The 13,010-nt window shown below is 72.5% G+C and carries 10 protein-coding genes; 4 read left to right on the top strand and 6 right to left on the bottom strand.

Annotated features, from left to right (window positions below):
* Positions 1–39: 39 nt before the first annotated feature.
* On the bottom strand, positions 40–1,311 hold the full coding sequence (locus tag ABII15_RS23355) for a hypothetical protein (protein ID WP_353944239.1): 1,272 nt from the start codon (positions 1,309–1,311) through the stop codon (positions 40–42).
* A gap of 145 nt (positions 1,312–1,456) precedes the next feature.
* On the opposite strand from ABII15_RS23355, the gene ABII15_RS23350 reads away from it, so the two are divergent.
* Positions 1,457–2,338: a DUF4429 domain-containing protein gene (locus ABII15_RS23350; protein ID WP_353944238.1), complete on the top strand. Its 882-nt coding sequence runs from the start codon at positions 1,457–1,459 to the stop codon at positions 2,336–2,338.
* A gap of 148 nt (positions 2,339–2,486) precedes the next feature.
* On the opposite strand, the gene ABII15_RS23345 is transcribed toward ABII15_RS23350, so the two are convergent.
* Positions 2,487–3,296, bottom strand: a complete 810-nt coding sequence (locus tag ABII15_RS23345; protein WP_353944237.1) for a class II aldolase/adducin family protein — start codon at positions 3,294–3,296, stop codon at positions 2,487–2,489.
* 117 nt (positions 3,297–3,413) lie between these two features.
* Between ABII15_RS23345 and ABII15_RS23340 the strand changes: the two genes are divergently transcribed.
* Positions 3,414–3,893, top strand: a complete 480-nt coding sequence (locus tag ABII15_RS23340) for a pyridoxamine 5'-phosphate oxidase family protein (protein WP_353944236.1) — start codon at positions 3,414–3,416, stop codon at positions 3,891–3,893.
* A gap of 50 nt (positions 3,894–3,943) precedes the next feature.
* Here the strand turns inward: ABII15_RS23340 and guaA are convergent, their stop codons facing one another.
* Positions 3,944–5,524: a glutamine-hydrolyzing GMP synthase gene (gene guaA, locus ABII15_RS23335; protein WP_353944235.1), complete on the bottom strand. Its 1,581-nt coding sequence runs from the start codon at positions 5,522–5,524 to the stop codon at positions 3,944–3,946.
* 325 nt (positions 5,525–5,849) lie between these two features.
* Between guaA and ABII15_RS23330 the strand changes: the two genes are divergently transcribed.
* A complete protein-coding gene (locus ABII15_RS23330; RefSeq protein WP_353944234.1) occupies positions 5,850–6,113 on the top strand; it encodes a chorismate mutase in 264 nt (87 codons plus the stop codon).
* A gap of 603 nt (positions 6,114–6,716) precedes the next feature.
* The gene (locus ABII15_RS23325; RefSeq protein WP_353944233.1) at positions 6,717–7,721 is read left to right on the top strand and encodes an LPXTG cell wall anchor domain-containing protein; all 1,005 of its coding nucleotides are present in this window, start codon (positions 6,717–6,719) and stop codon (positions 7,719–7,721) included.
* A gap of 82 nt (positions 7,722–7,803) precedes the next feature.
* On the opposite strand, the gene ABII15_RS23320 is transcribed toward ABII15_RS23325, so the two are convergent.
* The 3 genes from ABII15_RS23320 to ABII15_RS23310 all read right to left on the bottom strand — a co-directional run bounded on the left by ABII15_RS23320 (position 7,804) and on the right by ABII15_RS23310 (position 13,010).
* Positions 7,804–9,585, bottom strand: coding sequence for a GMC family oxidoreductase (locus tag ABII15_RS23320; protein ID WP_353944232.1), 1,782 nt, complete (start codon positions 9,583–9,585; stop codon positions 7,804–7,806).
* Positions 9,586–9,631: 46 nt separating this feature from the next.
* On the bottom strand, positions 9,632–11,275 hold the full coding sequence (locus ABII15_RS23315; protein WP_353944231.1) for a succinic semialdehyde dehydrogenase: 1,644 nt from the start codon (positions 11,273–11,275) through the stop codon (positions 9,632–9,634).
* 136 nt (positions 11,276–11,411) lie between these two features.
* Positions 11,412–13,010, bottom strand: a complete 1,599-nt coding sequence (locus ABII15_RS23310) for a serine/threonine-protein kinase (RefSeq protein ID WP_353944230.1) — start codon at positions 13,008–13,010, stop codon at positions 11,412–11,414.

Raw genomic sequence — 13,010 nt, 5'->3', positions numbered from 1 at the left:
GGGTTCGGCTCAATACTGCTCAGTACGGCTCAGTACGGCTCAATCCGTGACGTCGATCGTGCAGCGGTTGGTCTCGACCCCGGTCGCCGTGATGACCTGAACCTCCACCCGGCCGGGCTCCACGTCCACCGGCACCGGCACGGTGAGCAGTGCGTCGGCGGGGTTGGTGAAGCCGCCCGCGACCGGCACCAGCGGCACGTGCACATGGACCGGCCCGATGCGCACCGCGACCCGCGCCAGCTGATCGGCGCCGCCCGCGCCCGGCGGGACGAACCCGGCGCCGCGGATCTCGATGTCGTCGCCGGTGCGGATGGGCGCGTCGAGGTCGCCGGCCTCCCGGGCCCGCACCACGGAGAGGATGACCGGGCGGCCGCCCTCCGCGTACTTTCCGGCCAGATACGTCGCCGCCGAGACCACGACGAGGACGGCGAGCCCCCAGGGCAGATCGGGCAGCTGGTCGGGGCGGCGGGCGAGGCGCGCCCCGGCCCAGATCACGGCGGCCGCGCACACGGCCACGTACTGCGTGTCGGTGAAGCTGCCGCGCCCCGAGTCGTCGGTGAGCAGGTCGGCGGCGCGCGGCCGGGCGGCCCGCACCTTCTGCAGGCGCTGCCCGGTGACCCGCAGCCCGACGACCCGGCGCACCAGCACGGCGACCGCGCAGACCACGGCGAGCACCGTCAACAGACCGGCCCCGGCGGCGAGTTCGAGCCCGTCGATGAGTGCGTCGCGGTGGGCCGGGCCGGAGGCCGCCGCGAGTTCACCGGCGAGGACCAGGACGGCGTACACCGACAGCAGCACGACCACGCCAGCGACCGCCCGCGAGGTCGACAGCCGGTTGTCCTCGCCGATCAGCGGCGCGAGCACCCCGCCGCGCGCCCGGTGCCAGTACGCGGCGCCGGTCAGCAGCGCCCCGGCCAGCGCGGCGGCGACGAGCCCGGCCGTGCGGGCGGCCGTCCAGCCCGCGCCGAGCGCCGTGAGGAGCTGGACCAGGAGCAGCAGCCCGGCCGCGCCCCAGACGACGTACAGAGTGCGGGGCCACAGTCCGGCCAGCCAGGCGGCGCCCTCCTCGCGGCCCCGGTCGGCCACGGCCTGCGCGGACTGGGTGAGTTCGTCGGAGATCCACTGCCGGGAGGCCCCGGCCGAGTGGGCGACGGCGGGCGGCAGCCCGGTGCCGGCCGCCAGTTCGTCCCGCTTGGCCAGGAACGCGGCGACCGCCCTGCGGTGCCCCTGGCGTGCGCCGTGCGGACAGTCGCCGCAACGGCAGCCGCCCCCGTGCGAGTCCTGCCCCTGCCGCGCTTCCTGCACCGCCACCGTTGGTCCCCCAGTCAACTTCCTTGTGATGAGAGGGAATTGTGCCGCACCGGGCGCGCGCTCCGGCGCGCAGGTCCACCCCTGGAGACTGAACGGCTTTCGCCCGCATTGACCGAAGTGTTGACGACACTGCGAGAATTTCCGTATGGCCGAGATCATCCAGCGTGACGGGACCTGGGCCTTCGACGGAACCACGGTCCGCATCACCCCAGGTCTGCACCGCAGTGTGGCGCTGCTGCGGCAGACGTACGGCGAGATCGACGTGCCGCTGACCGCCGTCACGGGGGTCGCCTACGAGCCGGAGCGGCGCCGCGGCCGGCTCCGCCTCACCCTGCGCGAGGCCGCCGATCCGCTCCTCCAGGCCACCGGCGGCCGTCTCCCGGAGGCCGCGGACCCCTACCGGCTCGCGGTCGACACGGACCGGTCCGGCGTCGCCGAGTATCTCGCCGAGGAGATCCGGCAGGCGCTGCTGCTCGAACAACTCCCGGACGGGCCCGCCCAGTCGTACCTCGTGCCGGGTCCCGCCGTCCCGGTCTCGGTCCGCTCCAGCGACGGCATGGTCTCCTTCGACGGCAGCCGGGTCCGCATCGACTGGAGCGACACCTCGGACCGGGTGAAGCGGGCGACGGGCCCGCGGATCATCGCCCTCGGCGATCTCGACGGGGTGGACTGGCTGCCCAACTCCGGTTACGAGGACGGGTTCCTGCGCTTCGTCACCAAGAGCGCCACGGACAGCGCCCCGCACGTCAAGCTCCCGCCGGAGAAGGACCCGTACGCCCTGGACCTGTGGGGCAACGCCCGCAAGGACCTGCTGACGGCCCTCGTCGCGGCGGCCGTCACCGCCCGCCTCCCGCACCCTTCGACGCCCCGCGAGGCCCTGCCGGGGGTGGCGGGCGGTCCGGTGCGGGCCGATCATGACGTGCTGCTGCGGCGGTTACGGGAGTTGGGGGACCTGTATCGCCAGGGGGTCCTCACCGACGACGAGTTCGCCCTGACCAAACAGGTCGTACTCCGGGACTTCCGCTGACCCCCCACGCGCGCCACCGTCGTGGCTGGTCGCGCAGTTCCCCGCGCCCCTGAGGCATGCGCTGCGCGCAGCCTCCCCTGAAGGCCGCAGGCCTTTCAGGGGCGCGGGGAACTGCGCGACCAGCCCCCACTCAGCCGCACTCGGCCGACTACGCCAAAAACTCCGGCTCGCTTCTTGTGATGTCCTGCCACAGGCTCTGGTAATTGATCCACGCCACAAGGTCACCGCCCGTCCGGTCCCGGGTCTCCACGGCCTGGCGGCGATCGATGAGCACAGGCCTCCCGGCGGCCCGCGCAGCGAGCTGCACCTCGCAGCACCGCTCCAGCGCGATGAACCACCAGGCGGCCGCGTCCACGGAGTCCCCGACGGTCAGCAGCCCGTGATTGCGCAGCACCAGCGCCTTGTAGGCGCCGAGCGCGACAGCGATCCGCTTGCCCTCCCCCGCGTCCACGGAGACCCCCGTGTACTCGTCGAGCAGCACGTGATCCTCGTAGAAGGCGCACGCCTCCTGGGTGATCGGCTCGATCAGCTCGCCGAGCGCGGACAGCGCCTTGCCGTACGTGGAGTGGCAGTGCGCGACGGCGACCAGCTCCGGCCGGGCCCGGTGCACCTCGGCGTGCACGGTGAAGGCCGCCTGGTTGACGTGGTGGCGGCCCTCCACGACCTGCCCCTCGCCGTTGGCCAGGACGAGGTCGCCGACGGTGACGTGGCGCAGCGGCACCCCGAACGGATTGACCCAGTAGCAGTCGTCGTACTCCGGGTCGCGGGCGGTGATGTGGCCCGACACCCCGTCCTCGTAGCCGAACCGCCCGAAGATCCGCAGCGCGCCCGCGAGCCGCTCCTTGCGGTGCCGCCGCTCGTCGGCGGCGCTCGTGTGCACCGGCGGCATGGCGAAGTGCAACTGGTCCGTCGGTATCGGGGCGGGGGCGGGCACGGGTCCGGAGTTCTGCGTCGACATGCAGCGGAAGGTACCTCCGTGACCTCGAAGGCGACAGGGCCGGGCTGTGAAGAGAATGCGGCGGGTCGCCCGCGATATCCGACAGGAGATGTCGGGTATGCGCGGCAGACTCGGCGCATGACGTCGAACTGGGCAGCTTTCTCGACCGCCGAACCGGACCTCGCCAAGACGGTCGAGGACCGCTTCGGTGCCTACACGCACCACACCCTCGCGACCCTCCGCAAGGACGGCTCCCCGCGCACGTCCGGGCTCGAGGTCCGTTTCCTGGACGGCGAGTTGTGGCTCGGCATGATGCCGGGGTCGCTGAAGGCGCTGGACCTGCTGCGCGACCCGCGGTGCGCGCTCCAGGCCAACCCGGGCGAGGGCACGGCCATGGGCGGCGGCGACGTACGGGTCTCGGGGCGCGCGCTGCTCGTGGAGGACGAGCCGACGGTCTCCCGGTACACCGGACAGGTGGCGGTCCCCGACCCGTCGTCGTTCCACCTGTTCCGGGTCGAGGTGACCGAGGTGACCAGGACGTACGTGCAGGACGACACGTATCTGGTGGTGGAGGTGTGGACGCCGGGCGGCGGCCTGCGGACCATGAAGCGGACATGAGAAATGCCGCCCACCGAGAGGTGGACGGCACGCTCACACGACCGTGGGGACTACTCCCACTCGATGGTGCCCGGCGGCTTCGACGTCACGTCGAGCACGACGCGGTTGACGTCCGCCACCTCGTTCGTGATGCGGGTCGAGATCTTCGCCAGCGTCTCGTACGGCATCCGCGTCCAGTCCGCCGTCATGGCGTCCTCGGACGAGACCGGGCGCAGCACGATCGGGTGGCCGTAGGTGCGGCCGTCGCCCTGGACGCCGACCGAGCGGACGCCCGCGAGCAGCACGACCGGGCACTGCCAGATGTCGCGGTCCAGGCCGGCCGCGGTCAGCTCCTCGCGGGCGATGGCGTCGGCCTCGCGCAGCAGGTCGAGGCGGTCCTTGGTGACCTCGCCGACGATCCGGATGCCGAGCCCCGGGCCGGGGAACGGCTGGCGCTGGACGATCTCGTCCGGCAGGCCCAGCTCGGCGCCGACCGCGCGGACCTCGTCCTTGAACAGCTGGCGCAGCGGCTCGACGAGCTCGAACTCGATGTCGTCGGGCAGACCGCCGACGTTGTGGTGCGACTTGATGTTCGCCGTGCCGGTGCCGCCGCCGGACTCGACGACGTCCGGGTAGAGCGTGCCCTGCACGAGGAAGGCGACCTCGGGGCCGTCCTCCTGGAGGATCTCCAGCTGGGCCTGCTCGAAGACGCGGATGAACTCGCGGCCGATGATCTTGCGCTTGGTCTCCGGGTCGGAGACCCCGGCGAGGGCCTTCAGGAAGCGCTCGCTGGCGTCGACGACCTTGAGGTTCGCGCCGGTCGCGGCGACGAAGTCCTTCTCGACCTGCTCGGTCTCGCCCTTGCGCATCAGGCCGTGGTCGACGTACACGCAGGTCAGCTGGGAGCCGATGGCCTTCTGGACCAGGGCCGCGGCGACCGCGGAGTCGACGCCGCCGGACAGGCCGCAGATGGCGCGCTTGTCGCCGACCTGGGCGCGGATCGCGGCGACCTGCTCCTCGATCACGTTGCCGGTCGTCCAGTCGGGCTTGAGGCCCGCGCCGCGGTAGAGGAAGTGCTCCAGGACCTGCTGGCCGTGCGTGGAGTGCATGACCTCGGGGTGGTACTGGACCCCGTACAGCTTCTTCTCGTCGTTCTCGAAGGCGGCGACCGGGACGACGTCGGTGGACGCGGTCACGGTGAAGCCCTCGGGGGCGGCGGAGCAGGCGTCGCCGTGCGACATCCACACGGGCTGCTCGGCCGGGGTGCCCTCGAAGAGCGTCGAGTCGGCCTTGGAGACGGTGAGCGGGGTGCGGCCGTACTCACGGGCGCCGTTGTCGTCGACGGTGCCGCCGAGGGCCGTCGCCATCAGCTGGAAGCCGTAGCACATGCCGAAGACGGGGACGCCCGCGTCGAAGAGCGCGCGGTCCAGGCTCGGGGCGCCCTCCGCGTAGACCGACGAGGGGCCGCCGGAGAGGATGATCGCCGCCGGGTTCTTGGCGAGCATCTCCGCGACCGGCATGGTCGAGGGAACGATCTCGCTGTAGACCCGGGCCTCACGGACGCGGCGGGCGATGAGCTGGGCGTACTGCGCGCCGAAGTCGACGACCAGGACGGTGTCGGGGGCGGCGGCAGCGTTAGTCGCTGATGACACGGGTTGCCTTCCGGCGGCTTTACGGGGGGTCGGTACTCGCGATTCTACCGGTTCGGGTCAGCTGTCCCTCAGGCCACGGGGCTCCGCCCCGGACCCCGCTCCTCACCCGCCGGAGGGGCTATAGTCGTCGCCATGTCCAAGCTCACGACGACCTTCGTCTTTACCTATGGCAGCCGGCCCGCCGGATGCCATGGTCGTGCTGCTTGAGCCACTGACAAGCCACTTCCCAGGCGCCCCGGGCCGACAAGGCCCGGGGCGCCTGGCGTTTACGGGGACTGTCGGTCCGGGGACATCGCAGACCCGTACAGAGACTGGAGCCCCGCCCATGACCGCCACCCACGACACCACCGCCGACCTGATCTCCGGCGCCCGCGAGCGCATCGACGCCCTGGACGACCGGATCATCGGGCTCGTCCAGGAACGGATGGCCGTGTCCGCCGTCGTCCAGGAGGCCCGGATCACCTCCGGCGGGCGGCGGGTCAACCTCTCCCGCGAGATGGAGATCCTCGGGCGCTACCGGGAGGCGCTGGGCAGGCCCGGCACCGCGCTCGCCATGACCCTGCTGGAGCTGAGTCGCGGCAAGGTCTGACGTCCGTATCCCAGTTCGGTTCCGCACTCACCCGTACGGCGCGTGACCCCGGGGCCGCGGGCTTCGTTGGTCCCGATGTCCGTGCCAGCCAGGGGCGGGCCGATCGAACCACGCGTGGCTCCGCTGGAGCGATGAGACGTCACGGCCACGCCGTACGTCGTGGGACCTCGCTTCAGTGAAGTGACCGGACGGCAGGGGACAGCAGCCCGGTCACCCAAGAGAACGGCCGGCCCCGGGGACGCCCGGGGCCGGTCGGCCTCCCTCTCCCTCCCACTCCTCCCCTACGGACTTCAGCCCGAGCACGACGCGCAGGACCTCCCCACGCCCGCGCGCCACGTCCCCTGCCCGGCCCGCACCACCGACCGAACCTCCTGAGACCTGCGGCGCACCCCCCCCGGCGCCGCTCCCTCGGCACCGGCGCTGCCCTGACGTCGGAGCCGACAGTGCGGGGCCCGCGGACGCTTTCCGCGGGCCCCGCACTTCTGCGTGCGCACGGCCCGCGCGAGGCGGCCGCCATAAAGATTCTGTGAGATTCAGGACAACCATTCACAGGGATGGCCGGTCACACATGCCGAAACAACGGCCATACCCATCGAGGTCCTCATGAAGCTACGCCGCGCACTGGTGACGGCGGCCGCGACGGCCGCCATAGCGCCGATCGCACTCCTTTCCGCCCCGGGCGCCTTCGCGGACGAGACACCGGCCACCGTCAGCGAGACCACCACGACGCCGTCGCCGGAGACCCCGGAGTCGACGCCGCCCGCGGCGGAGACGACCCCGTCGGACGCCGGGACCACCCCGGCCGCCGAGGACTCGACCCCCGCGACCAAGGTCACCCCGGCCGGCATCGCGCCCACCGAGGACCCCGAGAAGACGCCCGGCGAGGACACGGAGACGCCGACCGACCCCGCCGACGAGTGCACCGACCACGAGGACAGCCCCGGCACCCTCGCCGACCTGCGCGGCCTGCCCTCCGAGATCGTGGCGGGCTCCGGCTGGCACGGCTTCACGTACCGCATCTCGAACTACACCGGCAAGGCCTTCGAGTCGTGGTCCGCCGACCTGATCGCCTTCTCGTACGCGTACAACGGCGACGACGCCACCGAGACGACCCGGTTCCTGCACGTCCAGTGGTTCGACGGCAGCGCCTGGCACGGTGTCGACAGCGGTCTTGAGGACACGCACGAGTCCTTCGGCCACGGCGGTCCGCTCGCCCCGGGCGCGCACGCCGACATCAAGCTGCGCATCGCGGTCGACGCCGCGGCACCGGCCGGACTCGGCGCCTCGTTCGCCTTCGCCACCAGCGTCGACGCCGACGGCGTCTGCGGGTACAGCGTGCCCGAGGACCAGGAGTACAACTTCGAGATCCTGCCCGCGGCCACCAAGCCGGGCAAGGTCCCGCCGGCCACGGCCGCGCCGAAGCCCTCGGCGAAGCCGAGCAACACACCGGCCCCGCAGTCCAGCAGCACCCCGCTGGCCGGCTCGCTCGCCTCGACCGGCTCCAGCTCCGTGCTGCCGACCGTGGGCATCGTCGGCGGCGTCGCCGTCCTGGCCGGCGCCGGTGTCGTCTACTCCGTGCGCCGCCGCAAGGTGAGCGACGAGGCGTAGGCGTCCCGCACGCGCCGCACCACACGGGAAGGACCCGCACGCTTTCCCGGTGCGGGTCCTTCCCGTGTCGGTGCCCCTGCCGTCAGGACTGCTTGGGCGGTACCGCCGGGATCCCCAGGAACGGCAGCTTCAGCGCGCCGAACGCGTCCGCCGGGACCGCCGGGCTCTTCGGCTCGACCGGGGCCAGCCGGACATACGCCGCGCCGGACTCCGGGCGCTGGTCCTCCTCGCCCTTGTTGGGCCAGTACGACATCGCGCGCTCGGCCTGCGCCGTGATCGTCAGCGACGGGTTCACGCCCAGGTTGGCGGAGACCGCGGCGCCGTCCACCACCGAGATGCCCGGGTGGCCGTAGACCCGGTGGTACGGGTCGATCACGCCGGTCCCGGCGCTGTCGCCGATGGGGCAGCCGCCGAGGAAGTGGGCGGTGAGCGGGGTGCCCATCAGCTCGCCGACGTTCGACCCGGCGAAGCCGTTGATCTCCGCGGCGATCGCGGCCGCGCCCTCCGAGGCCGCCCTGATCTGGGCGGGGTTGGGGGCGCCGTGGCCCTGCCGCGCGGTGAGCAGGCCCTTGCCGACGCCGTCCGGCTTCAGGTACGTCGTCAGCGAGTTGTCCAGCGACTGCATGACGAGACCGATGATGGTCTTCTCCGACCAGCGGCGGTTGGAGAGCGAGCGGGCCATCTGGGTCGGGTGCTTGACCACGTTCGCCAGCCAGCCCGCGACCCTCGACGAGCCCTCCGCGTACGGGACCTGGAGGATCGACATGCCGCCCATCGCGTTCGAGCCCTTGCCGTAGCGGACCGGCTCGATGTGCGTGTCCGCGTCCGGGTGGATCGAGGACGTGATGGCGACACCGCGGGTGAAGTCGGCCCGGGCCCCGCCGTGCTTCCTGCGGTAGCGGCGGTCGGTGGTCTGCGCGCCGACCAGCGCCTCCGAGTTGGTGCGGGTCAGCTCGCCCAACCGCTCGGACAGGTGGGGGAGATGGCCACTGGCCTTCATCCGGTGCAGCAGGGTCTGCGTGCCGTACGTGCCGGCCGCGACGACGACCCTGCGGGCCCTGAAGACCCGGCCCCGCGCCTTCTTCCTGTCGTCGGTGGGGAGGGTCGCGACGGCGTAGCCGCCCTGCGAGTCGTCCGTCACCGAGACGACCGTGGTCATCGGGTGGACCTCGGCGCCCGCCTTCTCGGCGAGGTACAGGTAGTTCTCGTTCAGGGTGTTCTTCGCGCCGTGGCGGCAGCCCGTCATGCACTCGCCGCACTCGGTGCAGGCCTTGCGGGCCGGGCCCGCGCCGCCGAAGTACGGGTCCGCGACCTGCCGGCCGGGCTCGGCCCGCGCGCTCCCGTCGGCGTCGTCACCGTCGCCGAAGAACACGCCGACCGGCGCCATGTGGAAGGTGTCGCCGATGCCCATCGACTGGGCCGCCGCCTTCAGGTGCACGTCGGCCGGGGTCATCGTCGGGTTGAGCCGGACGCCGAGCATGCGCTGCGCCTGCTCGTAGTACGGCTTCAGCTCCTCCTCCCAGTCGGTGATGTCCTTCCACTGCGGGTCCTCGAAGAACGGCTTCGGGGGCACGTAGAGGGTGTTGGCGTAGTTCAGGGAGCCGCCGCCGACACCCGCGCCCGCCAGCACCATCACGTTGCCGAGCAGATGGATGCGCTGGATGCCGTACATGCCGAGCCTGGGCGCCCAGAGATAGTTCTTGATGTCCCAGGAGTTCTTCGGCAGGGTGCCGGGAGTGAACCGGCGCCCCGCTTCGAGCACCCCGACGCGGTAGCCCTTCTCGGTCAGCCGCAGGGCCGACACCGAGCCACCGAAACCGGAGCCGATGACCACCACGTCGTAGTCGTAGGCGTCCTCAGTCACGTACACGTTCTCCTTCGAACGACCGCTGTGGCTGCTGGCTGGGGTCTTACTTGAGGCGGAACTTCTTCATCAGGCCGAGGCTGCGCGTCATGAAGTCCGCGTACTTCTCGTCGCTCATCCCGAACGACGGCGCCATCGGCATCACGCGCTGGTGGGCGACGGTCTGCGCCTCGGTGTACTTGAGGATGCCCTCGGAGCCGTGGCGGCGGCCGAGCCCGGAGTCCTTCATGCCGCCCATGGGCGACTGGACCGAGCCGTAGGCGGGCGCGTAGCCCTCGTTGATGTTGACCGTGCCGGTGCGCAGCCGGGCGGCGACCTCGTGGCCGCGCTTGGCGTCCTTCGTCCACACCGAGGAGTTCAGGCCGTACGCGGTGGAGTTGGCCTGCGCGACGACCTCGTCCTCGTCGGTGAACCGGTAGACGGAGACGACCGGGCCGAACGTCTCCTCGCCGCAGACCGCCATCGGCGCCTCGACGCCGTCGAGGATGGTCGGCTCGAAGAAGTACGGGCCGATGTCCGGGCGCGCGACACCGCCCGCGAGGACGGTGGCGCCCTTGGCGACGGCCTCCTCGACGTGCCGGGTCACGGTCTCCAGCTGGCGCTCGCCGACCAGCGAGCCCATGTCGGCGCCGTACGCGAGGGACTTGCCGAGCCGCATCGCCTTGGTGCGGGCGGCGAAGCGGGACAGGAACGCGTCGGCGACCGACTCGTGGACGTAGAGCCGCTCGATGGAGATGCAGAGCTGGCCCGCGGAGCTGAAGCAGGCGCGCACCGCGCCGGCCGCCGCCTTCTCCACGTCGGCGTCGGCGAGCACCAGCATGGCGTTCTTGCCGCCGAGTTCGAGGGAGACGCCGACCAGGCGGGCGGCGGCGCCCTGCGCGACCTCGCGGCCGGTGCGGGTGGAGCCGGTGAACGAGACGTAGTCGGCGTGCCGGACCAGCTCGGGGCCGACGACCGGGCCCTCGCCGAGGACGACCTGGAAGACCTCGGCGGGCAGCCCGGCCTCGATGAGCAGGTCGCGGGCCCACAGCGCGGTCAGGCAGGTCTCCGTGTCGGGCTTCATCACGACCGCGTTGCCCGCGACGAAGGCGGGGAGCGCGTCGCCCACCGACAGCTCCAGCGGGTAGTTCCAGGGGGCGATCTGGCCGACGACGCCGCGCGGCTGGCGCAGCTCGGTCACCTTGGTGAGCGTCGGGACGGCGCCGGTGTGCCGCTTCGGCCGCAGGTACGCCGGGGCCTTGCGGCCGTAGTGCCGGGCGGCCACCGCGACGGCCTGCACCTCTTCGTGCGCGTGCAGCCGGGCCTTGCCGGTCTCCAGCTGGATCAGGTCGAGCACCTCGGCCTGGCGGGCGAGGACCAGGTCGTGGAAACGCAGCAGGACGGCGGCGCGGCGGCGCACCGGGGTCTTCGCCCAGACGGCCTGTGCGGCGCGGGCCCGCTCGAAGGCGGCCGCCACGTCCTCGGGCGTCGACTCGGGCAGGTCGGCGAGCTTCTCCCCGGTGAACGGCGTGTGGTTCGCCGTGCGGCCCGAGCCGGCCACGTCACGGGTGAGCTGGGCGATCAGCTCGGGGGTGACCACGTCGGTGACCGTGCGCGCGCCCTCGGGTGCGGCGGCGATCGGGTTCGTCCCGGTCGGCCGAGTCGTCTCGGTCGTCTCGGTCTGCTCTGGGGTGGCCTGCGACTCCGTCATGAAGGGGAGCGTAAGCCTCGGCGCACACTTTGGGTACCCGTCGGTAATCGCCCTTCACCGCGCCTACACACCGCGCCAGCGATCACTGGCAGCAAAGCTGCTGATCAGGGCCTTTGCCGGTGCCGGTGGTCGCCTCTCAACTCTTTTCCAGCTGGAGCCCCGCGGCTGCCTTCGTGTAGACGTCGGTGCCCTGCCGCTCGGCGTCCCCGCCGTCCTTCGGCATGCTCACCCCGAGGTCGAAGCGGCCCCGGTCGCCGACGACGTAGAGGCGCCGCTCCCGCATGACGGCGTCGTCGTTGGCGTTCCGGAACGTGATGTCGAGCGCGGCGGCGTCCATGCCGTGGAAGGTGGTCCTGGTGACCGTCCTGCGGATGTCGGTGGCGCCGCCCGCCGCGTAGGTGTCGCCGATGCCGCTCGCCCAGGCGAACGCCGTGGAGGTGCCGGAGGTCCAGCGCTTCAGGCTCAGCGTCACGTCGCTCTTGGGGTCGGTGTACTGGACTCCGTCGTCGGAGGGGTCGTGGTAGACGTCGGTGAGCTTGTCCGGTACGGGGATCAGCGCGTGGAGTCCGGGCTCCTCGCGCACGGTCCAGCCCTTCTCGGCGCTCGCCGACGGGGACGCCGATGCCTTACCGGTCTTGCCGGCCCCACCGGTCCTGCCGCCGGACGGCTTGTCGGGCGGTGCCGCCGACCCCTCGCTGTACGCGCTGCCGCTGCCGTCGGAGCCCGCGCCGAGCGAGGTCCCGAGCCACACCCCGCCGCCGACCAGCAGCGCCCCGGCCAGCGCGGCCGCCAGCAGGGCCGGTGTCCGGCGGGACCTGGCGGGCGGTGTCTCCCGGGTCTCCTCGGGCGCGAGCCGGGGCGGTTCCCCGCGCACGGGGGCGGCCGGCCGGGGCGGTGGCGACGCGGCCGGGACGAGGGCCGCCGTCAGCTCCTCCGCCACCTCGGCCGCGTCCGGGCGCAGCGCCGGGTCCTTGGCGAGCAGGCGGGCGGTCAACGGGCCGAGCGCACCGGCCCGTTCGGGCGCGGGCGGGTCGAAGGAGAGGATCGCGGCGAGCGTCGACTCCAGCGTCGTCCGGCGGAACGGGGACCAGCCCTCCACGGCCGCGTACAGCAGCACCCCCAGCGACCACAGGTCGCTCGCCGGGCCCGCGCCGTCGCCCGACATGCGCTCCGGGGCGATGGACTCCAGCGAGCCGACGAACTCGCCGCTGACCGTCAGCGACTCCTCGCCCTGGATGTGGGCGATGCCGAAGTCGGTGAGGACGACGCGGCCGTGCGGGCCGAGCAGCACGTTCGCCGGTTTCACATCGCGGTGCACGATGCCCTTGGCGTGCGCGGCGCGCAGCGCCCCCAGCACCGCGAGGCCGATCCTGGCCGCCTCGGGCGGGTCGAGCGGGCCCCGGGCCAGCAGCTCGGCCAGCGACTCGCCGCGCACCAGCTCCATGACGATCCACGGCAGCCGGTCCTCGACGACGACGTCGTGCACGGTGACCGCCGACGGATGGTCGACGCCCGCCGCGGCCCGCGCCTCGCGCTGGAGCCGGGCACAGGCGCGCTGCTGGGCCTCGCCCTGCGGGTCGCCGGGCAGCCGCGGCTGTTTCACGGCGACGTCGCGGCCGACGAGTTCGTCGACCGCGCGCCACACGGTGCCCATGCCTCCGGAGCCGATGCGCTCGGCGAGCCGGTAGCGGCCGCCGACGAGACGGCCCTCCTCCTGTCCCCCGTACTGATTCAC

Source organism: Streptomyces sp. HUAS MG91, from assembly GCF_040529335.1.
In the GTDB taxonomy this organism is placed as follows: Bacteria; Actinomycetota; Actinomycetes; order Streptomycetales; family Streptomycetaceae; genus Streptomyces; species Streptomyces tabacisoli.
This window is presented reverse-complemented; position numbering and strand designations above follow the sequence as displayed.

Bases quoted from the DNA above. Each gene is read 5' to 3' on its own strand.
- ABII15_RS23350 (WP_353944238.1), top strand. From the start codon at position 1,457: ATGGCCGAGATCATCCAGCGTGACGGGACCTGGGCCTTCGACGGAACC.
- ABII15_RS23345 (WP_353944237.1), bottom strand. From the start codon at position 3,296: ATGTCGACGCAGAACTCCGGACCCGTGCCCGCCCCCGCCCCGATACCG.
- ABII15_RS23340 (WP_353944236.1), top strand. From the start codon at position 3,414: ATGACGTCGAACTGGGCAGCTTTCTCGACCGCCGAACCGGACCTCGCC.
- ABII15_RS23330 (WP_353944234.1), top strand. From the start codon at position 5,850: ATGACCGCCACCCACGACACCACCGCCGACCTGATCTCCGGCGCCCGC.
- ABII15_RS23325 (WP_353944233.1), top strand. From the start codon at position 6,717: ATGAAGCTACGCCGCGCACTGGTGACGGCGGCCGCGACGGCCGCCATA.
- ABII15_RS23315 (WP_353944231.1), bottom strand. From the start codon at position 11,275: ATGACGGAGTCGCAGGCCACCCCAGAGCAGACCGAGACGACCGAGACG.